At 66.8% G+C, this 22398-nt stretch carries 18 protein-coding genes; 9 read left to right on the top strand and 9 right to left on the bottom strand.

Features of this window, described 5'->3' with window-relative positions; all coding sequences use genetic code 11:
- The first annotated feature begins 80 nt into the window (after nucleotides 1–80).
- Nucleotides 81–1811 (top strand): fatty acyl-AMP ligase, encoded by a 1731-nt coding sequence (locus tag ASE89_RS17195; RefSeq protein ID WP_037528158.1) that lies wholly within the window; start codon nucleotides 81–83, stop codon nucleotides 1809–1811.
- A 209-nt stretch (nucleotides 1812–2020) separates the two neighbouring features.
- Nucleotides 2021–4345: a putative bifunctional diguanylate cyclase/phosphodiesterase gene (locus ASE89_RS17190; RefSeq protein WP_236701847.1), complete on the top strand. Its 2325-nt coding sequence runs from the start codon at nucleotides 2021–2023 to the stop codon at nucleotides 4343–4345.
- 142 nt (nucleotides 4346–4487) lie between these two features.
- Here the strand turns inward: ASE89_RS17190 and ASE89_RS17185 are convergent, their stop codons facing one another.
- Nucleotides 4488–5951, bottom strand: a complete 1464-nt coding sequence (locus ASE89_RS17185) for a CYTH and CHAD domain-containing protein (protein WP_056680163.1) — start codon at nucleotides 5949–5951, stop codon at nucleotides 4488–4490.
- 76 nt (nucleotides 5952–6027) lie between these two features.
- On the bottom strand, nucleotides 6028–6834 hold the full coding sequence (locus ASE89_RS17180; RefSeq protein ID WP_168427711.1) for a helix-turn-helix domain-containing protein: 807 nt from the start codon (nucleotides 6832–6834) through the stop codon (nucleotides 6028–6030).
- A 485-nt stretch (nucleotides 6835–7319) separates the two neighbouring features.
- Here ASE89_RS17180 and ASE89_RS17175 point away from each other — a divergent pair, with 485 nt between their 5' ends.
- From ASE89_RS17175 to ASE89_RS17155, 5 genes are all read left to right on the top strand, one after another.
- The gene (locus ASE89_RS17175; RefSeq protein WP_037528139.1) at nucleotides 7320–8318 is read left to right on the top strand and encodes an NAD-dependent epimerase/dehydratase family protein; all 999 of its coding nucleotides are present in this window, start codon (nucleotides 7320–7322) and stop codon (nucleotides 8316–8318) included.
- A gap of 58 nt (nucleotides 8319–8376) precedes the next feature.
- Nucleotides 8377–9252: a glutathione-dependent disulfide-bond oxidoreductase gene (gene yghU / locus ASE89_RS17170; protein ID WP_056680160.1), complete on the top strand. Its 876-nt coding sequence runs from the start codon at nucleotides 8377–8379 to the stop codon at nucleotides 9250–9252.
- A 206-nt stretch (nucleotides 9253–9458) separates the two neighbouring features.
- Nucleotides 9459–10478 carry a ferritin-like domain-containing protein gene (locus ASE89_RS17165; protein WP_056680157.1) on the top strand — a complete coding sequence of 340 codons (1020 nt, stop codon included), beginning with the start codon at nucleotides 9459–9461 and terminating at the stop codon, nucleotides 10476–10478.
- Between the two features lie 51 nt (nucleotides 10479–10529).
- Nucleotides 10530–11573: a ferritin-like domain-containing protein gene (locus ASE89_RS17160; protein ID WP_056680154.1), complete on the top strand. Its 1044-nt coding sequence runs from the start codon at nucleotides 10530–10532 to the stop codon at nucleotides 11571–11573.
- A gap of 81 nt (nucleotides 11574–11654) precedes the next feature.
- Nucleotides 11655–12524: an outer membrane protein gene (locus tag ASE89_RS17155; RefSeq protein ID WP_056680151.1), complete on the top strand. Its 870-nt coding sequence runs from the start codon at nucleotides 11655–11657 to the stop codon at nucleotides 12522–12524.
- 54 nt (nucleotides 12525–12578) lie between these two features.
- Here ASE89_RS17155 and ASE89_RS17150 read toward each other — a convergent pair whose 3' ends face one another.
- On the bottom strand, nucleotides 12579–13952 hold the full coding sequence (locus ASE89_RS17150) for an FAD/NAD(P)-binding protein (protein WP_056680148.1): 1374 nt from the start codon (nucleotides 13950–13952) through the stop codon (nucleotides 12579–12581).
- Nucleotides 13953–14131: 179 nt separating this feature from the next.
- On the opposite strand from ASE89_RS17150, the gene ASE89_RS17145 reads away from it, so the two are divergent.
- Nucleotides 14132–16252, top strand: coding sequence for a M13 family metallopeptidase (locus ASE89_RS17145; RefSeq protein WP_056680145.1), 2121 nt, complete (start codon nucleotides 14132–14134; stop codon nucleotides 16250–16252).
- Nucleotides 16253–16398: 146 nt separating this feature from the next.
- On the opposite strand, the gene ASE89_RS17140 is transcribed toward ASE89_RS17145, so the two are convergent.
- The 6 genes from ASE89_RS17140 to ASE89_RS17115 all read right to left on the bottom strand — a co-directional run bounded on the left by ASE89_RS17140 (nucleotide 16399) and on the right by ASE89_RS17115 (nucleotide 20509).
- A complete protein-coding gene (locus ASE89_RS17140; RefSeq protein ID WP_056680142.1) occupies nucleotides 16399–17274 on the bottom strand; it encodes an alpha/beta hydrolase in 876 nt (291 codons plus the stop codon).
- A complete protein-coding gene (locus ASE89_RS17135; RefSeq protein ID WP_056680139.1) occupies nucleotides 17274–17957 on the bottom strand; it encodes a glutathione S-transferase family protein in 684 nt (227 codons plus the stop codon). The genes ASE89_RS17140 and ASE89_RS17135 overlap by 1 nt, the downstream gene beginning before the upstream one ends.
- Nucleotides 17957–18592, bottom strand: coding sequence for a 3-oxoacid CoA-transferase subunit B (locus tag ASE89_RS17130; protein WP_056680136.1), 636 nt, complete (start codon nucleotides 18590–18592; stop codon nucleotides 17957–17959). Before ASE89_RS17130 ends, ASE89_RS17135 begins: the two co-directional genes overlap by 1 nt.
- Entirely contained in the window at nucleotides 18592–18903 is a 312-nt protein-coding gene (locus ASE89_RS17125; RefSeq protein WP_042467134.1) for a DUF5076 domain-containing protein, read from the bottom strand. Before ASE89_RS17125 ends, ASE89_RS17130 begins: the two co-directional genes overlap by 1 nt.
- Nucleotides 18903–19709: an HAD family acid phosphatase gene (locus ASE89_RS17120; protein WP_434556512.1), complete on the bottom strand. Its 807-nt coding sequence runs from the start codon at nucleotides 19707–19709 to the stop codon at nucleotides 18903–18905. The genes ASE89_RS17125 and ASE89_RS17120 overlap by 1 nt, the downstream gene beginning before the upstream one ends.
- An 89-nt stretch (nucleotides 19710–19798) precedes the next feature.
- Nucleotides 19799–20509: a CoA transferase subunit A gene (locus ASE89_RS17115; RefSeq protein WP_031440773.1), complete on the bottom strand. Its 711-nt coding sequence runs from the start codon at nucleotides 20507–20509 to the stop codon at nucleotides 19799–19801.
- 116 nt (nucleotides 20510–20625) lie between these two features.
- Between ASE89_RS17115 and ASE89_RS17110 the strand changes: the two genes are divergently transcribed.
- Complete coding sequence (locus tag ASE89_RS17110; protein WP_056680130.1) at nucleotides 20626–22269, top strand: thiamine pyrophosphate-binding protein; 1644 nt, start codon at nucleotides 20626–20628, stop codon at nucleotides 22267–22269.
- Nucleotides 22270–22398: the final 129 nt, after the last annotated feature.

Below are 22398 nucleotides of genomic sequence, written 5' to 3'. Positions count from 1 at the left end.
CGCACATGACGATCGACACCTTTCAGACGACGGCGACGAACGGGCTGGTAAAGCCTGCGGTCGCACCGTCGGCCGATCCGATGCCGGCGCAGCGCACGGCGACCCCCACCGCGGACACGCTGCCGCGCCGCTTTGCCGACTTCGCGACACTTGGCGAGGCGCTGGACTATGCGGCGACGGGGCAGCGCGGCCTCAACTTCCATGACGCGCGCGGTACGCTTAGCCAGCCCTATCCCTATGCGACGCTGCGCCGCGACGCGCTGGCGATGGCGGATCGGCTGATCGCCGCCGGCGTAGCCCCTGCCGACCGCATCGCGCTGGTCGCCGAGACCGGCCCAGAATTCGCCGCGTTGTTCTTCGGTGTCGTCTATGCAGGCGCCTGGCCAGTGCCGCTGCCCCTGCCGACGTCGTTCGGCGGCCGCGATTCCTATATCGAACAGCTCCGCGTCCAGCTTTCGAGCTGCGATCCCAAGATGCTGATCTTTCCGCCGGAGCTCGCGCAGATGGCGAGCGAGGCGGCGCGTCTGGCGGGCACGCACGGGATCGACTGGTCCGAATTCGCGACCCGCGAAGCCCCCGCCGCCACTCTGCCCGAGGCACGTCCCGACGACATCGCCTATCTGCAATATTCGAGCGGCTCGACGCGGTTCCCGCACGGCGTCGTCATCACGCACGAGGCTCTGCTCAACAATCTCGCCGCGCACAGCCACGGCATGGAAGTCTGCGACACCGACCGGTGCGTGTCCTGGCTGCCCTGGTATCATGACATGGGGCTGGTCGGCTGCTTCCTGTCGCCGATCGCCAACCAGGTCTCGACCGATTACCTCAAGACCGAGGATTTCGCGCGCCGTCCGCTCGCCTGGCTCGATCTCATCAGCCGCAACACCGGCACCACGCTCAGCTATTCGCCGACCTTCGGCTATGACATCTGCGCGCGCCGCATGTCGTCGCAGACCAAGGCGAGCGACCGGTTCGACCTGTCGCGCTGGCGCGTCGCGGGCAATGGCGCCGACATGATCCGTCCCGACGTGATGCAGTCGTTCGTCGACGCCTTTGCCGATGCCGGATTCCAGGCCTCTGCCTTCCTGCCCAGCTACGGCCTTGCCGAAGCGACGCTGGCGGTATCGCTGATGCCACCGGGCGAGGGGATCCGTGTCGAGCTGGTCGAGGAAACCCAGCTGTCGGGCGGTGCACGCGGCGAGGACCGCCCGCAGCGCTACCGGGCGATCGTCAATTGCGGCAAGCCGGTGCGCGACATGACGATCGAGATTCGCGAAGAGGACGGCACGCCCCTCCCCGAGCGCGCGATCGGCAAGGTCTGGTGCAAGGGCAAGTCGGTGATGGTCGGCTATTTCCGCGACGACGCCGCCACCGCGGCGTGCATGTCCGACGGCTGGCTCGATACCGGCGACATGGGCTATATGTCGGATGGCTATATCTACATCGTCGGCCGGGCGAAGGACATGATCATCGTCAACGGCAAGAACCACTGGCCGCAGGACATCGAATGGGCGGTCGAGCAGCTGCCCGGGTTCAAGGCGGGCGACATCGCCGCATTCGCGATCACGACCCCGGGGGGCGAGGAAACCCCCGCCGTCCTCGTCCAGTGCCGCAGCTCCGACGAGGGCGAACGCCTGCGCCTGCGCGACGAGATCCGCGAACGCGTGCGCTCGGTAACGGGCATGAACTGCGTGATCGAACTGATCCCTCCCCGCACGCTGCCGCGCACCTCGTCGGGCAAGCTCAGCCGCGCCAAGGCGCGCAACCTGTATCTGAGCGGCGACATCAAGCCCTATGACATCGCCGCCTGACGTTGCCTGCCCCGCCGCACCGTCCCGCCAGTGCGGCGGGACGGTCGCGGCCCCTGCCCCCAACCCGGTTATTTTTCACAACGCGGGGGATGGGAACGTTGCGATAACCAACGTGCATTAAGCCCGGCGGTGTGAACAGCCAGTCGCCTTCCGGATCCGATACGCCCCCGCCGACCATGCCGGCGCGTACACGAATGTCGACGCATCACATGCCCATCGACATGCGCGCGCTGCTCGCGCTGTCGGAAGGGTGCGATCCCAGGGAATGGGGCCGGCTTCGCGCGGCGCAGCTCGACGCCGGCCGGCAACTCGCCTGGTTCGCCCTCGCCGCCAACCTGCTCGCGACCGCCATCTGTGCCGCATTGCTCTATCCCCGGATGCCGTTCTGGCAGGTCGCGTCATGGTCGACGCTCCTGATCGCCGGCACCGTGTGGGTGACCATCCGCCGCCGCCTCGCTCCCTCGCGCGCTGCCGGGCATGGCGGCAGGACGGATATCCGGGCAACCTTGTGGGAGGGGGGCAGCCTCGCTCTGGCCTGGTCGGTCATCCCGGTTTTCTTCTGCCCGCAGGTCCCGGTCGCAACGAGCATCGGGCTCGGCCTCACGCTGATGATCGTGATGACGGGGGCAGCCTTCGCGATGGCGCCGCTGCCGCTCGCCACGCTCATGTTCATCGGCACACTCGGGTTCGTATCGTGCGTCCAGCTCATGCTGATGCACGCGAGTGGAATCGCCGGGGGGGTGCTCGCCTTCACCCTGTTGCTGATGACCGCCTGCCTCAGCCGGACGCGCGCGCTGGTCACGATCCACAATGCGCAGGCGGTGCTCGACGAACGCGACGAGACGATCAGCGTGCTCCTGCTCGAATTCGAGGAGAGCGCTGCCGAATGGCTGTGGGAGACCGACGCGACACGACGCGTGATCCGGCCCAGCGCCCGCTTCGCGCGGGCGTGCGGTCGCGCGCCGGCGGATATCGACGGCATGCCGATCCTCCAGCTGCTGGCCGGGCCGTCCTGGGACAGCGGCACGTTCGCCGCCGGGCTACGTGCTCTTGCCGAAAAGCTGCGCAACCGGGACAGCTTCGTCAACCTGAGACTGCCGATCCGCTTCACCGAACAGGAGCGCTGGTGGCAGCTGGCCGCCGCGCCGCGTTACGACGACCGCGGGATATTCTGCGGTTTTCGCGGCGTCGGTGCCGATGTCACGGATCAGCGCGCGTCCGCGGACAAGATCAACCGCATGGCGCGGTTCGACACGTTGACCGGGCTGCCCAACCGCCGGCTGATCACCGAGACGCTGTCCGACGCGATGATCGCGGCGGAGGACTGTGGCGGACGCTGCGCGTTCATGATGCTCGATCTCGACCGGTTCAAGGCGGTCAACGACACGCTCGGCCACCCGGTCGGCGACCGGCTGCTGTGCCAAGTCGCGGAACGGCTCGGCCACATGATGAGCGCGAACGAATCCTGCGGGCGGCTTGGCGGCGACGAGTTCGCGCTCGTCGTCCGCGACGCCAGCGATACCGGCGCGGTCGAGGAGCTTGCCGGACGCATCATTACCGCATTGTCGCGGCCCTACGACGTCGATCACTATACGCTGCATATCGGCGCCAGCATCGGGCTTGCCTTCGGGCCGCGCGACGGGCGCACGTCGGAAATGCTGATCCGGTCCGCAGATCTGGCGCTCTATCGCGCAAAGGATGCCGGTCGCGGCGTGTTCCGCGTCTACGAGCCCGCGCTTTACGTCCAGGCGGAGGAGCGGCGGGTGCTCGAGATCGCGCTGCGCGGCGCACTCGATCGGGGTGAGATGTCCCTCGCCTATCAGCCGATCATCGACACGCAGGGCGGCATGCTGCGCGGCTTCGAGGCGCTGCTGCGCTGGGAAAGCCCGGAGTTCGGCACGGTCCCGCCGTCGCGCTTCATCCCGCTCGCCGAAGACGCACGGATCATCGCGCAGATCGGCGCCTGGGTTCTGCGCACCGCCTGCGTCGAGGCCGCGAGCTGGCCGGAGGGTCTGCGCATCGCCGTCAACGTGTCGCCGGTCCAGCTGCAGAATGACGGTTTCGTCACGACCGTCGCGACCGTGCTTGCCGACAGCGGACTGTCCGCCGACCGGCTCGAGCTCGAAGTTACCGAGGGCGTCTTCCTGCGCGAGGATCGTGGCGCGACGACGACCCTCGCGCGTATCCTCGACCTCGGCGTACGCCTGAGCCTCGACGATTTCGGCATTGGCCACTCGTCGCTGGGCTATCTCAGCCGCACCCGCTTCTCCTCGATCAAGATCGACGGCAGCTTCGTCCGTGCCGCAGCGCGCGGCGGCCGCGAGGCGCTGGCGATCATCCGCGCGGTGGTCGCGCTGGCGCAAAGCCTCGACATCGCGACCATCGCCGAAGGGGTGGAGACGCAGGACGAGCGTCAGCTTGTCGCGGCGCTTGGCTGTACGCACGCGCAAGGCGATCTGTTCGGCCGCGCCCTCCCCGTCACCGAAACCCGCACGCTGGCAGAGCGCGACTGGACTGATTCGGCCGCGGCCTGACGTTGCAATGACGCGTCAGCCGAGCATCCCGGCATAGCTTTGCAGCGGCGGCGGCAGGTTCACCCGGGCCAGACCACCCCCGACGACGACGACCAGCGCGCACAGGCTGATCTGCATGGACCTGCGCCGGTCGTCCACCCGATCAGCGCCAGAACGCTTTCCGGTCGAGCAGCGCCGAGTGCGCCGCGGCAGCGCGGTCGAGCCGCTTGGCGTGTTTGCGATCGTCGACCAGTGCCGCTTCACTGTCCTCAATCCCCAGCCGGGCAAGGATCGTGGGCACCGTTGCCGCGTCGTTCAGCGTGCCGAGCCGGTCCTGCAGCGTTTCGAGCGTCGAGACGAACTTGGCCTGCCGCTTTTGCTGCACCGCATCGGCGAACAGGTCCGCGAAGAATTCCGTCGCATAGCGCAGCGTCTTGGCGTCCTTGCGGATCGCATGGCGTTCGTCGTCCGTCAGCAGCCTGAGCGAGGGCGCGTCGATCTTGAGCGCCTTGCGTCGCTTGCGGAGCGCCGCCGCTGCAAATTCGCGGGCGGGCGCCTCGCGCACCTCCCGCGTCGCGTCCCCCGTCGACCAGTCGCCGACCGCGAGCCACTGCGTCAGATCGAGCATCACCGCCCGCACGCGCGACGACTCCAGCGCCACATCGACCTCGTCATAGGCCAGACCGCGCGCCGCCTCGATCCGGTCAAAGACGTCGCCCGCGCCCAGCTTCGCCGCCGCCGTGTCCGCCAATACGTCGAGATCGCGCGCCTGCCCCAGCGTCTGCGCCAGCCAGCGCAGCTCGGACCGGAAATGCGCCGTCTGCTCGCGTCCCAGCACGCGCTTGAACAGCCCGAGCGCGGCGCGTGTCCGCCGCAATGCAACTCGCGCCTGGTGCAGCGCCTCCGGCGCGCGCGTCTCCAGCAGGATCGTCTCGTTTAGCCGATAATGCCGCAGGCAGACGCCAACAACCGTCCGGAGCGCCTCGATCGTCGTCGCGTCGACATCGAGCGACACCGGCTCGGCCTTGAAGGCGCGACGCACCGGCCCGGTCAGGCCGTAACCGCGCTCGGACTTGGTCACGACGCCGAGCCGCAGCGGCACCATATCGGCGATCCGGCGGGCCAGCGTGAACAGCGCGATCGGGTCGCCGCGCTTGAGTTCAATCTCGACTTCGCAGACCGGCGACTGCCGCTCGCCGACCCGGACCATCCCGCGGTCCAGCACGAGTTCGATCTCCGCCCCGTTCTCGCTGATCTCCCAGCTGCGTCGTTCGACCGACACGGTGAAGGCCGGCGCGAGCCGTTCGGTGGTCCCGTCGAGCAGCGCGAAGACCGGCGTGGTGTCGTCGAGACGCGGACGATCGTCCGTGACCGGCCGTTCCCATTCGGGGCGCGAGAACAACCCCGCGCCCTTTGCCGGGTCGATCTTGATCGTCTGGATCCGCCTATCGCCCGCGCGCCGGATCCGCAGCGACGCGCCGTGCTCCCGCAACGTTTGCACGGGCGTATCGAAATAGATCGCCTCGAGCATCGTGGTACGGGTCGCGTCATCCGACGGCAGTTCGCGCGCGACCTGGTCCGCGGCGTCCGCCGTCAGGACGAGCTTCAATTCAACTTCCTGCATCATCCGCGTGTCCGATCTGCGTCACCCTCGACATAACGCATATCGGCGACCGAAGGGCCAACCGGATGTGCCGCTGCGGCTAGCTTGTCAGCTCGTCGCGGCGGCCACGGCCGTCATGTACGGTGCGGATGATGCTGCTGACACTGACCGGGGGCGTCGGGATGTGCAGCGCCTGCGTCGGCGTACCGATCACCGCCGCGCGAGCACGCAGGCTGGATTTCAGGAACAGCGTCTCCGATGCGAGGAAACGCCGCGGCGTCGTGCCGAGGAACGTCGTCGCGTCGCGCAGGAAATGCGACGCGTCGAAATAGCTGCTGTCGATCGCTGAATAATCGACATGGCCATCGGGCCGGATCAGCCGGATGAACGACCGCAGGAAGCGCGCACGCCGCAGCAGCATCTTGGGCAGCATGCCGAAATGGCGGGTGGCAAGCCGCCTGAGCGCATGCGTCTCGATCCCCAGTCGGTCGGCGACATCCTGCATCTCGATCACCCCGTCGGTCACCGTCAGCGCGGCAAACGCACGGATCAGTTCCTCCTGCGGGTGCCGGCGCTGAAACAGCGGTTCCAGCACGTCGTCGAGGAACGGCTTGATCATCGCATCGTCGGACAGCGCGTCGAGCCCCGTCGTCAGCCGGCGCGACACTTCCGGACCGAGCAGCGTCTCGAGCGGCACGATGCGGTTGCGGAAGTCACCCGCCAGCCGCGACGTCATCCGGGACCAGCCGATCGCGCTGATTCCGATCCCAACGGCGACGCCGCCATGTGTGACGGTGCGAAACGCGCGGCTGGTCGGGCCGTAGAGACTGGCACGCTCGAGCGGCCCGAACCGGTGATTGCCGATCGCGACGGTGATCGGCCCCGCATCCGCCAGAATAGAAATCATAACTGGTGCAGGTAGATACCAGTTGACGAGCGGATTGCGATCACTGGCCGAATAGATTGCATATCCGGTCAGGCATTCGGCAAGGCTTGCCTGAGGCAAGTCATACCGCATCCGCATTCCCGGTGGCATCGCAAATTTTTCCGGCGATACACCCGGAGAGTGTGTTCCACCAAAAACTTGATCTACGTTCATACCATCCACTCGCTTCTGTACGGAAGTATCCGCGCGCTTGCGGCCTATGGCTATACTGCTTTGCAGCGAAATGCTAGTTGTCCTATAATCTCTCCCAGTATTGGTTGGATTCAATACTTTGCCCTTTCTTTGCCGGGTCTCGACATTGAAGACCGGCCACCGCCGCCGTCCCGATGATGGACGTCGCGCTCGCGCCACCTCGCGCGGCACAGCAGGGATGCAGAATTGATGGGGTTGACACTGGTACCGACATCGCTTCTCGGTGCCGCCGAACCCATCAGGAAAGAACAGCGATGACAGTGATCGTAACCGGCGCCGCCGGCTTCATCGGCATGCATGTCGCGGACGCGTTGCTGGCACGTGGCGAAACGGTGTTCGGCATCGACGAATGCAACGCCTATTACGACCCCGCGCTCAAGGCGGCGCGGCTCGCCTATCTGCGCGACCGGCACGGCGCGGCCTTCACCTTCGCCAAGCTCGATTTCGCGGACACGCCCGCGCTCGACGCGGCGGTGGCAGGGCTCGACATCGACCGGATCGTCCATCTCGGCGCGCAGGCCGGCGTCCGCTATTCGATCGAGAATCCGATGGCCTATGCCCGGGCCAATCTGGTCGGGCATCTCAACATCCTCGAACTCGCGCGCGCACGGCAGGTCCGGCACCTGGTCTACGCCTCGTCCTCGTCGGTCTATGGCGGCAATGACAGCGTGCCCTTCCGCGTCGAGGATCGCACCGACCGCCCGCTGTCGCTCTATGCCGCGACGAAGAAGTCGAACGAGCTCATGAGCGAGAGCTATGCGCATCTCTATCGCCTGCCGCAGACCGGGCTGCGCTTCTTCACCGTCTACGGCCCCTGGGGTCGTCCCGACATGATGATGTGGATCTTCACCAAAGCGATCCTCGCCGGCGAACCGATTCCGGTGTTCAACGCAGGCCGGATGGAGCGCGACTTCACCTATATCGACGACATCGTTGCCGGCATCGTCGCCGCGCTCGATGCCCCGCCCGCGGATGACGGCCAGGCGAAGCCCGGCGGCAGCATGGGGCCGCACCGCGTCTACAATATCGGCAACAGTCGCGCCGAACAGCTGGGCGAGGTCATCGACGTGCTCGAGCAGGCGATCGGACGCAAGGCGATCCGCCAGGACCTACCGATGCAGGCGGGCGATGTCGTGCGCACCTGCGCCGATGTCAGCGCGATCGGCAACGATCTCGGCTTCGCTCCCACCACCAGCATCACCGAGGGCGTGCCACGCTTCATCCGATGGTATCGCGACTATCACGGCGTCTAAGCGTTAGGATCGTCGAGACCGAACCCGAGCCCACCCTATCGATGCACGGAGCAGCCCGATGACCGACGCCCCGACCTATACCCCCCCGGCAATCTGGACCTGGAACCGCGACAATGGCGGCCGGTTCGCCGCGATCAATCGCCCGGTTGCCGGATCGACGCATGACAAGGAGCTACCGGTCGGGCGCCACCCGTTGCAGCTTTATTCGCTCGGCACACCGAACGGGGTGAAGGTCACGATCATGCTCGAGGAGCTGCTCGCGCTCGGCCATGCAGGCGCCGAATATGACGCCTGGCTGATCCGGATCAACGAAGGCGACCAGTTCGGCAGCGGCTTTGTCGAGATCAATCCCAATTCGAAGATCCCGGCGCTCATGGATCGCAGCGGCACGGCGCCGCTGCCGATCTTCGAATCCGGCGCGATCCTGATGCATCTCGCGGAGAAGTTCGGCGCGTTCCTGCCGACCGAACCGGCGGCGCGCGCGACCTGCCTGTCTTGGTTGTTCTGGCAGGTCGGCAGCGGCCCGTTCGTCGGCGGTGGCTTCGGCCATTTCTACGCCTATGCGCCGGTCAAGATCGAGTACGCGATCGACCGGTTCGCGATGGAGGCCAAGCGTCAGCTCGACGTGCTCGACCGCCGTCTCGCCGACAGCGCGTATCTGGCCGGCGCCGCCTATACGATCGCCGACATGGCCGCCTGGCCCTGGTACGGGGCGCTGGTGCAGGGGCAGCTCTACGACGCTGGTGAGTTTCTCCAGGTCCAGGACTATCCGAACGTGAAGCGCTGGGCGGATGCGATCGGCGCACGCCCCGCGGTCCAGCGTGGCCGCATGGTCAACCGCGTCATGGGCGATCCTGCGAGCCAACTCCACGAACGCCATGACGCCACGGATTTTGCGACCCGTACACAGGACAAGTTAAGCCCGCCATCCTGAATGGTGCTATAAATGCTGTGGTGCAGCATTACTGAAAATATTGCGCGCGATTAGTGTATTTGGAGAAGTTTGCCCAAGTATCCCATTTAGTTGCAACTTTATCTCCCAGCTCCCGTTTCTTGAACCGTTGTGCACACAGGATCGCCCGCCAGAGGCGATCGAGGCCGACCGTGTGCCGACGTGCCTGGTTCAGGGAGATGAAGCCAATGACCCAATCAACCCATCTGATCGATGCCCTCGATGCCCGTGTCGAACGGCGCAACGACCGGCGTGAGTTCTTTAAAAACGCACTTGGTGCCGCTGCGATCACGGCAGCCGGCGCAACCGCTTTATCCCTTTCGAGCGCCGCCGCAGCTCAGTCGGTGACCGACGCCGACGTCCTGAACTTCGCGCTCAACCTCGAATATCTCGAGGCGCAATTCTACTCCTATGCGGCCTATGGCACGGGGCTCGACAACGCTCTGCTAACCGGCAGCGGTACGCAGGGTGCCGTTCGTGGCGGCCGCAAGGTCGCGTTCACCGATCCCATCGTCGAGCAATATGCACGCGAGATCGCACAGGACGAAATCGCGCATGTCAGGTTCCTGCGCACTGCGCTCGGCAGCTCGACCGTGTCACAGCCGGTTATCGACGTCAGCGTCTCGCCGACCAGCGCCTTCTCGGTCGCCGCGCAGGCCGCCGGGCTCGTGCCGGCCGGCACCGCCTTCGATCCCTATGGCTCGGACGAGGCGTTCCTGCTCGGCGCGTTCATCTTCGAGGATGTCGGCGTCACCGCCTACAAGGGTGCCGCCCCCTTGCTCACGAACAAGACGTTCCTCGATGCCGCGGCCGGCCTGCTCGCGGTCGAGGCCTATCATGCCGCGATCGTCCGCACGACGCTGTACGGCAAGGGTATCGACGTGCCGTCGTTGCGGACCTCCGCCGATGCCATTTCGCGCGCGCGCGACAGCCTCGACGGCGGTGGCGCCAACACGACGATCTTCGGCGCAAACGATATCGACCAGGGCATCTCGTCCTACAGCGCGACTCCGATCAACCTGTCCGCCACCCAGGCGGCGGTGACCGTGTCGAACATCGTGCCGCTCGACGCCGACGGTGTCGCCTATAGCCGCTCGGTGAGCCAGGTGCTCAACATCGTGTACCTGAACAGTGGCGCAGTGGCCGCGGGCGGGTTCTTCCCGGCAGGCATGAACGGCAACATCAAGACGAGCACCGCAGCAGCCTGAACCGCTTCAGCTCTGCCGTAAGCTTTCTTTGCTATTCAGGGGATTAACCCAATGACCGACCTCAATACCAAGCTCGAAATATTCGACGCCATCGCCGCCCGGCGCAACGAACGCCGCGGCTTCCTGCGCTTTGCCGGTGGCAGCGCGCTTGCCGTCGGCGGTGCCTCGCTGCTCGCGGCCTGCGGCAATGACGATGCCGATCTCGCGCCGTCGCCGACGCCCACGCCGACACCCGCAACGGGATCGGCCATCACCGATGCCGACGTGCTGAACTTCGCGCTCAACCTCGAATATCTCGAGGCGCAGTTCTACGCATTCGCGACGTTCGGCGTTGGCCTCAACGCCAGCCTGCTGACCGGTACCGGGACTCAGGGCGCCGTGACGGGTGGCCGACAGGTGCCGTTCCAGGACGCGATCGTCCGTGAATATGCACGCGAAATCGCCATCGACGAAGTCGCGCACGTCGCCTTCCTGCGCCGGGCACTCGGCACTGCAGCGGTCGCACAGCCTGCACTGGACATCTCTGCCGGCACCGCGGCTGCGCCGGGCGCCTTCACCTTGGCCGCACGTGCGGCAGGGGTCGTTCCGTCCACGGGCGTGTTCGACCCGTATGCCGACGACAACAGCTTCCTGCTCGGCGCGTTCATCTTCGAGGATGTCGGCGTCTCGGCGTACAAGGGCGGCGCCACGCTGATCGGTAACAAGACCTATCTCGAGGCGGCCGCTGGCATCCTCGCGGCAGAGGCGTATCACGCTGGCCTGATCCGCACGATCCTGTACCGCAAGGGGCTACAGACGCCGTCGCTGCGTACCGCCGCAAACCAGATCAGCGACGCACGCGACAGCCTGGACGGGACCGTCACCAACGCCACGACGGGCATCATCGGCGACATCGATCAGGGCATCACCGGCACCGATCCGACCGTGTCGAACATCGTCCCGACCGACGCCAACGGCCTGGCGTTCAGCCGGTCGGTCGCACAGGTGCACAACATCGCCTATCTGACCAACACCGCAAAGATCGGCGGGGGCTTCTTCCCCAACGGCACCAACAACCGCACCGATGCACTGCGGACCAGCGGCGCCAACGCGTGATCGTCGTCACGAACTGAAACAGGACAACCTGGGCCGCGGCGCACATTGGGCGCGTCGCGGCCCCTCGTTTGGGGAACGACCATGAAGCATTACATGAAACTGACCGCGCTCGCCGGCCTCGCCGTCGCGGGCCTTTTTGCCGTTCCGGCCGCCGCGCAGGAAACCACCGAAGATCGTCCGTTCTCGGGCGTCTATATCGGCGCGGCCGGTGGGTATGACGTGCAGGGCAACGACGTCGGCTCGTCGATCCTGTTCGACCGCAACGGCGACGGCAACTTCAACGACAGCGTCAACACCATCACCGGCGCCAACGCCTTCTCGCCGGGCTTCTGCAACGGCTCGGCGCGGACCGGTGCCGCGGCTTCCGGTTGCCGTAACGACGACGATGGTTGGGCCTATTATGGTCGTGCGGGCCTCGACGTTCAGCGCGGCAACATCGTCGTCGGTGTCGTCGGCGAATTCGGCACGAGCGACATCACCGACAGCACGTCGGGCTTCTCGACCACGCCTGCGAGCTACACGATGGCGCGCAAGCTGAAGTGGGAAGCGTCCGCCCGCGGCCGTCTGGGCTATGCTGCCAACACCACGCTGTTCTACGGCACGTTCGGTGCAGGCTATGCCAAGATCGACAATCTGTTCTTCACGACGAACACGGCGAACGCGTTTTCGGCGACTGGCTCGAAGAACCAGTGGGGCATTCTCGGCGGCGGCGGCATCGAGCAGAAGCTGACCAAGAATATCTCGATCGGCATGGAATATATGTTCCACCAGTATCAGGATGACGATGCGCGCGTTCGCGTGACCGCGGGCACGGCGCTGGCCGGCAGCCCGGTTCTGCTGGCGAACAACCCGTTCCTGATCGCGCCAAACACCAGCGGCACCGATTTCCGCCGCAGCGACGAGAAGTTTCGCTGGCACAGCCTGCGCGCCACCGCGGCGTTCCGGTTCTGAGCCCATGCGCTGCCAGCATTGCATGATGCTGGCAGCGTAGAGCGTCCGGCGAGCCTAGAGCCCCTCGCCGCCTACCCATTGCGCGTTCGACAAGCGCCTCGCCAGATCCCAGCTCTGCTGACGGATATCGGGGACCGCGACGACCTCCCACAACCCCCCGCGGGTCATCGGCCCGATACAGTGAAGCCGTTTTTCGGCATGCCCGTCGCGGCCGATGGCTTGTGACTGGGCATCGACGTCGACCCCCAGGCGAAGCGGGTCGGGCCGGATCGCCCCGTCGGCGATCAGATGCCGGATCAGCGGCTCGCTCGATCGCATCAGGTCGCCCTGCGGCCCGGTGCAGTTCACGATCCGCGCCGCCCGCGTGACGACCGCCTGGTCCGAACCGCGGGGCCGCCAGCTGAGGTCGGCGGCATCACCGGCTGCCGCGGCGGACACGATCTTTCCCGCTGTGAACCGGAGCCGCCCGGTCGAGACCAGCGCATCGACCCGGTCCGCGACCTCCGGCGCCAGCCGATGCCGGTGGACGTCCCAATAGGGTCGCGCGTGCCGCAGGAACCGTGCGCGCTGCTGCGTCGGGGCGGCGGCCCAGAGCATCTGGGTCACGGGGCGAAGCTCGTCGACCGCCGCGCGCCAGCCATCCGCCTTGGCACGGTCGCGGACGTGCCGGACGATCGCCGACACATCCCCCTGCGGCTTGTCGAGGACGCGCGCGGGCGGCGCGCCATCGACATGCCGCCGCGGTGAGAGCCCGCGCCGCGACACTGCCAGGATCTGCCCCGAAAATCCGCCGGCATCGAGCAGCAGCGCGGCGTCGATCGCGGTCAACCCGGTCCCGACCAGCACGACCGTGTCGTCCGGCCCGAGCCCCTCGCCAATGTCCGACGCCCAGGGATCCGCGCTATAGCGTCCGGGCGGAAGGTCGTCGGGGTTGAGCCCCGGCGGCGTGTGCGGCGGCAGGTTGCCGAGCGCGAGCACCGCACTGTCCGCGGCAATCGCGCTGCCATCCGCCATCGTCACCGCAAGCCTGTCGGTCCCGGCGAAGTCGATCGCGCAGACCTCCCCTTGCGCAAGCACCAGCCGTCCCGCCGCCTGCGCGATCGTCGCGTCGAGCATCTCGCGCAGATACAGGCCGTAGGTCGTGCGCGGCACGAACGTCTTGCGGTCGCCGTCACCGCGCGCTTCGAGCCAGCGGACGAAATGGTCGGGATCGTCGGGGAGCGCGCTCATGTTGCCCGCGCGCACGTTGAGCAGGTGGCTCGGATGCGCTGCACTATAGGCGACGCCGCGTGCGAGCTGGCGCTGGCGTCGCTCGACCAAAGTCGCGCGCGGCCCGCCGTGCCGCATCAGGTTGATCGCCAGCAACGTGCCCGAAAATCCGCCCCCGACGATGACGACATGATCGTCCGGTCCCGCGATACGTGTCATCCTGCCCCCATTTGCCGCAAAATCATCGTGCCCGCTCGATAGGCGCAAAGCAGCCCGGCGCACAGCCGGCACGCGCAACGCACGGGGAACATAGAAGGATTGCACAAACGACAGCGCTGTTGCACTTTCTCGTCCATGGCCTGCCGGTCCCGGTCTGGCCCTCCCCCGGAGATCGCCTTGTGAAATCGAAGTTCGCCGTTCTTGTCTCGCTGATCGCCATTGCCGCCGCCACGCCCGCCACCGCGCAGGACCTTCACGCCTGTATCGACGAAGCGTGCACGCTCGAATCGATCCTGCCGCAGGACGCGGCATCGGGCACGCCCGCAGCCGATGCGGCCGCCGCGACGCGCTATGGCCGCTGGGGCTTCGACCTTGCCGGCATGGACAAGAGCGTAAAGCCCGGCAACGACTGGTTCGACTATGTGAACGGCAGCTGGGTCAAGACAACGCAGATCCCCGCGGACCGCTCGTCCTATGGCGCGTTCGCGGTGCTGCGCGACCTGTCCGAGGCACGCATGCGCACGCTGGTCGAGGGCTATAAGCCCGGCGACGCCGCCAACCCCGATCGCGCCAAGGTCGCGACGCTCTACCAGGGCTTCATGGACGAAGCCGCGATCGAGCGTGCCGACGCCGCACCGCTGTTGGAGCGGCTCGCCCCGGTAAAGGCCGCGACGACGAAGGACGATGTCGCGGTGCTGATGGGCAAGTCGATGGGCGGGTTCGGCGCCAGCTTCTTCGGGCCTGGCGTCAATGACGACGCCAAGCAGCCCGATATCTACGCGCTGTATCTGCGCCAGTCGGGCCTCGGGCTCGGCGATCGCGACCTCTATCTCGATCCGAAATTCGCTCCGCAGGTCGTACGCTACCAGGCCTATGTCGCGCAGATGCTCGGCATGGCGAACTGGCCGAATGCGCAGGCCGCCGCGGCAAAGATCGTCGCGATGGAGACGCGGATCGCGCAGGCACACTGGACCCGCGCGCAGAGTCGCGACCGCGACAAGACCTACAATCCGATGACGCTCGCGCAGCTTCAGGCGCAGGCGCCCGGCTTCCCCTGGGCCAAATTCTGGACCGCCGCGGGCATCGACAAGGCCAACCGCGCGATCGTCGCGCAGAACACGGCTTTCCCGAAGATCGCCGAGGTCTTCGCCACCACCGATCTCGACACGCTGAAGGCGTGGCAGGCGTTCCGCACCGCCGACGACATCGCGCCCCTGCTGTCGAAGCGGTTCGTCGACGCGAATTTCGACTTCCGTTCGAAATTCCTCAACGGCCAGCCGCAACAGCGCGATCGCTGGAAGCGCGGGATCAACGTCACCGAACGCGCGCTGGGCGAGGCGATCGGCCGCGATTACGTCGCGCTCTATTTCCCGCCGGCATCGAAAACCAAGATGGACGAGCTCGTCGGAAACTTGCGGATCGCGCTGCGCGGGCGGATCGACGGCCTGCCCTGGATGGGTGCCGCGACCAAGCAGGAAGCGCAGGCCAAGCTCGCCAATTTCAGCGTGAAGGTCGGCTATCCTGACAAATGGCGTGACTATAGCGCGCTGCAGATCACCCCGGGCGACCTGATCGGCAATGTCGAGCGCGCCGGGCGGTTCGAATGGGACTATCGCCGCAACCGCATGGGCGGTCCGGTCGACAAGGCCGAATGGGGCATGACCCCGCAGACCGTGAACGCCTATTACAACTCGGTGAAGAACGAGATCGTCTTCCCCGCCGCGATCCTCCAGCCGCCGTTCTTCGATCCCGATGCAGATCCGGCGGTCAATTATGGCGGCATCGGCGGCGTGATAGGGCATGAGATCAGCCACGGGTTCGACGATCAGGGTCGCAAGTCCGACGGCAAGGGCGTGCTGCGCGACTGGTGGACCGCGCAGGATGCCGCCAAGTTCGAGGCACAGGCAGTCAAGCTCGGCGCGCAGTACGAGGCCTATACGTTCGAGGGTCTGCCCGGCGTGAAGATCAACGGCCGCGCCTCGATGGGCGAGAATATCGGCGATCTCGGTGGCGTGCTGATCTCGCTCGACGCCTATCACACGTCGCTCGGCGGCAAGCCTGCTCCCGTGCTCGACGGCTATAGCGGCGACCAGCGCTTCTTCCTCGGCTGGGGTCAGGTCTGGCGTACGCTGTTCCGCACCGAGGCGCTGCGCCAGCAGCTCGTCAGCGATCCGCATTCGCCGGGGCAGATCCGTGCGATCAACCCGCTGCGCAACGTCGACGCCTGGTACAAGGCGTTCGACGTGAAGCCCGGGGACGCGCAATATCTGGCGCCCGCGAACCGCGTCCGAATCTGGTAAGGCCGCAAGCCCGCCGCCGGACACAAAAAAGTCCGGCGGCAGGTCAAGGTCGGGGCGGCAGGGCTCCGTCCTGTCAACGAGGGTGGCGGTGTTCTTGCTCGTCCGTCGTCATCCTCGCCCCCCGTAGCTCGGACAATCGGATGCGGTCAGCGCATCGTCCGGTTCAGGAATGCCACGCTGTCCGCCAGCACTGGCGCCTTGCCGCGGAACGGCTTGGACAGCGCCATCGCCACATCCTCATGGCTGAGCCCCGGATAGTCGACATGCCGCACCGGTGCACCGAGCGCGGTCAGCTTGGCCGTCAGGTTGTCGGCATTGTGCGCCTTCACCTGCGTGTCGTCGCCCGCCGACACGAGCAGCATCGGCGGCGCATCGCGTCGCGCGAAGTGGATCGGCTGGGTCATCACGGGATCCGCCGCCCCCTGCATCGCGTCGATCGCGCGCCTGGCGGTGAACGGGTAGAAGTCATAGGGCCCGCACAAGCCGACCGCGGCCTTGATGATCCGCGGATCGACACCTTCCGCACGCAACCAGCGCGGGTCGAGCGTCAGCATCGCGACCGTGTACGCCCCTGCGGAGTGACCGGCGACTGCGATCCGGTTCGGGTCGCCGCCCGACGCCTCGATATGATCGCGCGTCCACTTCACCGCCTCGGCGCCATCCTGCAGGAAGGCGGGGAAGCGGACGTCTGGCACCTTGCGGTAATCGGGCATGACGACGACGTAGCCCGCCTTCGCATAGGCCCGCGCGGCAAACGCATAGGCGCTGCGCGACCCGTGCACCCAGCCGCCGCCATACCAGAAGATCAGCACCGGCAGCCCCGTCTTCACGCCGCCCGATGGCCGCCACACGTCGAGTTTCTGGCCATGCGTGCCGAACGGAACGCCCTCCCGCACCCGCGCAGTGCCGCGGCCGCCGCCCATCACGCCATCTAGGAGGCTGAGCGTGCCGGGCCCCGCAGTGAACGCCGTGCCCGCAATCAGGATCACGACCAGCGCGATGACAATGGCAACGCGGCGCATCAGCGGCGAAAATCTGCGGTAATCGATCCGCTCGCTGCCAGTTCGGCCTCGTGCCCTGCCTCGCGCCACGTCTCGCCGAGCGCGGCGTCTTCCCATTCGCGCATCGCCGGATGCGCGATGATCCGCTCGACCCACGCAAGGCCCTGCGGACCGACATCGATCCCGTAGGTGCGGACGCGAAACGCGACAGGCGCAAAGAAGGCGTCGACGGCGGTGAAGTCGGCGCCTGCGAGCCAGGGCCCGCCGAACCGATCGAGACCTTCCGCCCAGAGTTCGGTGATGCGCGCGACGTTGCGGTCGAGCGCGTCACTGCCGCGGACCGGATCGACGCGGACGCCGACGTTCATCGTCCGCTCGTTGCGCAACGCCGCGAACCCGCCATGCATCTCTGCCGCCGCGCAGACCGCCCATGCGCGCGCGTCGTGATCGGACGGCCAGACGCCATCGTGCCGCTCGGCGAGGTAGAGCGCGATCCCCAGCGAATCCCACACCGTCCGCTCGCCATCGATCAGCACCGGCACCTGCCCGGTCGGCGAGAACATCCGGAACGCGTCGTAATTTTCGGGCGCGAGAAAGGGTTCGATCCGATCCTCGAACGCGATCCCCAGCGCCCGCATCAACACCCACGGACGGAGCGACCAGCTAGAATAATTCCGGTTCGCGGTGACAAGCGTATAGCCCATCAGGCGGTATAGCGCGCGGTGGTCTTGGCCGCGACCTCGTCCGCGGTCACGCCGGGCGCGAGTTCGACCAGCCTGAATGGCGAATCATGGTCGCTACGCTGGAACACCGCCAGGTCGGTGACGATCATGTCGACCACGTTCTTGCCGGTCAGCGGCAGTGAGCAGGACGGGATGAACTTCGGCGTCCCGTCCTTGGCGGTGTGATCCATGACGACAATGATCTGCTTGACGCCCGCGACCAGATCCATCGCGCCGCCCATGCCCTTGATCATCTTGCCAGGGATCATCCAGTTGGCGATATCGCCGTCTTCGCTGACCTCCATCGCGCCGAGCACCGTCAGGTCGATATGCCCGCCGCGGATCATCGCGAAGCTGTCGGACGAGCTGAAATAGACCGACGACGGCAGTTCGCTGATCGTCTGCTTGCCCGCGTTGATCAGGTCGGCATCCTCTTCGCCCGCATAGGGGAACGGCCCGATCCCGAGCATCCCGTTCTCCGACTGGAGCGTGACGGTCATGCCGTCGGGAATGTTGTTCGCGACGAGCGTCGGGATGCCGATGCCGAGATTGACGTAATAGCCGTCTTTCAGTTCCTGTGCGGCCCGCGCCGCCATCTGGTTGCGATCCCACGGCATCAGTTGAGCGTTCCTTCCTGGATGGTGGTGATGGTCGTGACCTGGTCGCGCAGTTCGGCGCTGACGCCGTCGACGATCGCCTGCAGCGCGGCATCCTCGGCGATGCCCCAGGTGCCCGCATAGGCGCGGGCGGCGTGACGGATCGTGTCGGCGAGGAGGTAGCCGAACACGGTCGGATCTTCGAGGATGCCCGCGTCGATCAGTACGTTGCTGCCTGCATTGTTGGTGATCCAGATCCGCGCGACCTCGACCGATTCGTCCGTCAGCGCGGCGCCGGGATCGAGTTTGATCGCGTTGGGGTGGTCGGTCATCAGTGGATTCCCTGTGTCGGCGCCCAGTGGATCGCGGGTGGAAAGACCTCGTCACGGCTGCCTTTCAGCGCGGTGCCGTAGACGGGGTTGGGCAGCACGAACCACCCTGCCCCCCATTTCGCGGTGATCGCGGGCGACTGCACCACCGCACGCCGCGCGGCGGGGGTTTGCCCTGCGTTGAATAGGTCGCTGAAATCGCCGAGCTGGTCGCCGCCCATCGCGACGACGCAATATCGGGCGGCGATCGTCGCGCGGCGGCCGTCCTTCTTTGATCCGGTCGCGTCGTCGCCGGCTAGGAACAAGGTCTCGCCGTGGCGGGCGGGGCCAAGCCCTGCAGCTTCGATCGCCGCCTGGGTCTGCGCGGCATTGGCGGCGGCGCGGTTGGAGTTGAAGACCACCGTCACGCCCATCGCGCGCAACTGCGTCAGTGCGGCGAGCGCGCCAGGAACGGGCGCGACCTGCTTGATGCCGGTGCGCTCCCACTCCTGCCAGCGCGGTTCGGACCAGGGCCGCCCCGTCGACGCATCATATTCGAAGCCGAGATTGAGCAGCACGGTTTCGTCGACGTCGAACACCGCGGCCTTCGCCTTGCTGCCGCATGCGGTCCAGCGCGGCGCGGCGAGCGTCGCGCCGGGCGCTAGGACGACCGATGTCGGCGTGCGCTGCGCCCGGACATAGCCGACGAGCGCGTTCCATGCCTGGATGCTGGCAGCGGCGGCCTCGCCCGAGGCGTAGAGATACTGCATGCCCGCCGGGACGCCGTCGACGGTCACCGGTGCGGAGACGATCGCGGTCGGCGAGGTCACGCTGACGCACCCTTGCAGAACCAGTGATCCTGCGAGCGCAGCGGTCCAGGGAAAATGGCCGCGCTTGCGGCGCACTATCGGGTTTGGTTTCACGCGGAGACCCGCTCGCGAACGGTGCGAAATTCGATCTTCTTGTCGTAGGGTGCGCCGACGATCATCCGCTTCACATAGATCCCCGGCAGGTGGATCGTATCGGGATCGAGGCTGCCAACGGGGACGATTTCCTCGACCTCGGCGACGCAGATCTTGCCCGCGGTCGCCATCGGCTGGTTGAAGTTGCGCGCGGTCTTGCGGAAGATCAGGTTGCCGCTCTCGTCCGCCTTCCAGCCCTTGATGATGCTCAGGTCCGCACGGATGCCGCGTTCGAGGATATAATCCTGCCCGTCGAAGCTCTTCACCTCCTTGCCCTCGGCCACCAAAGTGCCGACGCCGGTCTTGGTGTAGAAGCCCGGGATGCCCGCGCCGCCCGCGCGGCAACGCTCGGCAAGCGTCCCCTGCGGACAGAACTCGACCTCGAGTTCGCCGCTCAGATATTGCCGCTCGAATTCCTTGTTCTCGCCGACATAGGACGAGATCATCTTTTTCACCTGGCGCGAACGGAGCAGCTTGCCGAGACCCTGCCCGTCGATCCCGGCATTGTTGCTCGCGATCGTCAGGTCCTTGACGCCCGACGCCTCGATCGCGTCGATCAGCCGCTCGGGGATGCCGCACAGCCCGAACCCGCCCGCGCAGATCGTCATCCCGTCGAACAGCACACCCTCGAGTGCCGCCGCCGCGTCGGTGTAGCGCTTGTTCGCCATGCATCCTCCTATCGTCTTTACCGCGGCATAATGCGCCGGGCAGTGGACGGCAATGTCGGGCGGGCGTTCTCGACTTGGTGACGATTGCCGGGCTACGGTGGCGGCAGGAGATTGTCATGACCCAGCGTACCGGCGGCCAAATTCTCGTCGACCAACTCGTCGCGCAAGGCTGCGACCGTATTTTCACCGTGCCCGGCGAAAGCTTCCTCGCGGTGCTCGACGCGCTTCACGACACGCCCGCCATCGAGACGGTGGTGTGCCGGCAGGAAGGCGGCGTGGCGTTCATGGCGTGCGCGGACGGCACACTGACGCACCGCCCCGGCATCGCCTTCGTCACGCGCGGGCCCGGCGCGACCAACGCGTCGATCGGCGTGCATGTCGCGATGCAGGATTCGCAGCCGATGATCCTGTTCGTCGGCGATATCGACCGCGGCACGCGTGACCGCGAGGCGTTCCAGGAAATTGATTTCCAGGCGATGTTCGCGCCCATCGCCAAATGGGCGGCGCGGATCGACGATGCCCGGCGGATCCCCGAATATGTCGCGCGCGCCTATGCGACCGCGATGTCGGGACGACCGGGGCCGGTGGTGCTCGCACTCCCCGAAGACATGCTGCTCGACCTGGTCGAGGCGGTCGATCGGCCGCGGGTCGAGCGCGTCGCGCAGGCGTGCGACGCGGACATAATGGACCTGCTCGCGGATCTGTTGACGACCGCCGAACGGCCCGTGGCGATCGTCGGCGGCGCGGGCTGGGATGCGGCGGCGTCGGGGGCGTTCTCGACCTGGGCGGATCGCAACGGGATTCCCGTCGCCGCGGCGTTCCGGCGGCAGGATGCGATCCCTAACGCCTGCCCGGTCTGGGCGGGCAATCTCGGCTATGGACCCAATCCGAAGCTGGTCGAGCGGGTAAAGACGGCGGATCTGCTGCTCGTCGTCGGCCCACGGCTCGGCGAGGCGACGACCGATGGCTATGCGCTGGTGACGCCCGATCATCCGGGGCAGCGGATCGTCCATGTCCATCCCGATCCGGAAGAGCTGAACCGCAGCTATCACGCCGACGTCGCGGTGTGTGCGGGGATGGCCGAATTCGCAGAGGCGCTGCTCGCGGTCGACCTGCCGCCGCGGACCGCGGGTCAGGAGGCGCATGCTGAGTGGCGCGCCTGGTCGACGCCCGCGCCGCGCGATCTGGTCATGGACCTGGGGCCGTGCGTCGCGGCGATGCGCGAGCGGCTACCCGCGGATGCGATCATCTGCAACGGCGCGGGGAATTATTCGGGCTGGTGGCATCGCTACTGGGCCTATGCCGGGCCGGGAACGCAGCTCGCGCCGACCGCCGGAGCGATGGGTTACGGCGTACCCGCCGCGGTCGCCGCGTCGCTGCGGCATCCCGAACGAACCGTGGTCGCGCTGGCGGGCGACGGCTGCTTCCTGATGAACGGGCAGGAACTGGCCACCGCGGTCGCGCAGCGTGCGGACATGCTGGTGCTGGTCGTCGACAATGGCGGCTACGGCACGATCCGGATGCATCAGGAGCGCGAATATCCGGGGCGGGTGTCGGGAACCGCGCTGCGCAATCCCGACTTCGCCGCGCTTGGCCGGGCCTATGGGTGCTGGGCGGAGACGGTCACCAAGACCGAGGATTTCGCCGCGGCGCTGGACCGGGCGATGTCGCGCGGCGGGGTGCGGTTGCTGCACCTGGTCACGGATATCGAGGCGATCACCGCCGGGACGACGCTGGCGGCAGTGCGCGGGGCGGCGTGATCCTTATCGGGTGAGGACGCCACCAGCCCACCTCATACCCCACCCCGGCGAAGGCCGGGGCCCAGTTGGGGGACAGCAGTAACTACGGACGGTCCTATGTTACCTCGGCCTTCCCAACTGGGCCCCGGC

Origin of the sequence: Sphingomonas sp. Leaf30, from assembly GCF_001422525.1 — a bacterium.
In the GTDB taxonomy this organism is placed as follows: Bacteria; Pseudomonadota; Alphaproteobacteria; order Sphingomonadales; family Sphingomonadaceae; genus Sphingomonas; species Sphingomonas aerolata.
This window is presented reverse-complemented; position numbering and strand designations above follow the sequence as displayed.

Bases quoted from the DNA above. Each gene is read 5' to 3' on its own strand.
- ASE89_RS17195 (WP_037528158.1), top strand. From the start codon at position 81: ATGCCGGCGCAGCGCACGGCGACCCCCACCGCGGACACGCTGCCGCGC.
- ASE89_RS17190 (WP_236701847.1), top strand. From the start codon at position 2,021: ATGCCCATCGACATGCGCGCGCTGCTCGCGCTGTCGGAAGGGTGCGAT.
- ASE89_RS17185 (WP_056680163.1), bottom strand. From the start codon at position 5,951: ATGATGCAGGAAGTTGAATTGAAGCTCGTCCTGACGGCGGACGCCGCG.
- ASE89_RS17180 (WP_168427711.1), bottom strand. From the start codon at position 6,834: ATGATTTCTATTCTGGCGGATGCGGGGCCGATCACCGTCGCGATCGGC.
- ASE89_RS17175 (WP_037528139.1), top strand. From the start codon at position 7,320: ATGACAGTGATCGTAACCGGCGCCGCCGGCTTCATCGGCATGCATGTC.
- yghU (WP_056680160.1), top strand. From the start codon at position 8,377: ATGACCGACGCCCCGACCTATACCCCCCCGGCAATCTGGACCTGGAAC.
- ASE89_RS17165 (WP_056680157.1), top strand. From the start codon at position 9,459: ATGACCCAATCAACCCATCTGATCGATGCCCTCGATGCCCGTGTCGAA.
- ASE89_RS17160 (WP_056680154.1), top strand. From the start codon at position 10,530: ATGACCGACCTCAATACCAAGCTCGAAATATTCGACGCCATCGCCGCC.
- ASE89_RS17155 (WP_056680151.1), top strand. From the start codon at position 11,655: ATGAAGCATTACATGAAACTGACCGCGCTCGCCGGCCTCGCCGTCGCG.
- ASE89_RS17150 (WP_056680148.1), bottom strand. From the start codon at position 13,952: ATGACACGTATCGCGGGACCGGACGATCATGTCGTCATCGTCGGGGGC.
- ASE89_RS17140 (WP_056680142.1), bottom strand. From the start codon at position 17,274: ATGCGCCGCGTTGCCATTGTCATCGCGCTGGTCGTGATCCTGATTGCG.
- ASE89_RS17135 (WP_056680139.1), bottom strand. From the start codon at position 17,957: ATGGGCTATACGCTTGTCACCGCGAACCGGAATTATTCTAGCTGGTCG.
- ASE89_RS17130 (WP_056680136.1), bottom strand. From the start codon at position 18,592: ATGCCGTGGGATCGCAACCAGATGGCGGCGCGGGCCGCACAGGAACTG.
- ASE89_RS17125 (WP_042467134.1), bottom strand. From the start codon at position 18,903: ATGACCGACCACCCCAACGCGATCAAACTCGATCCCGGCGCCGCGCTG.
- ASE89_RS17115 (WP_031440773.1), bottom strand. From the start codon at position 20,509: ATGGCGAACAAGCGCTACACCGACGCGGCGGCGGCACTCGAGGGTGTG.
- ASE89_RS17110 (WP_056680130.1), top strand. From the start codon at position 20,626: ATGACCCAGCGTACCGGCGGCCAAATTCTCGTCGACCAACTCGTCGCG.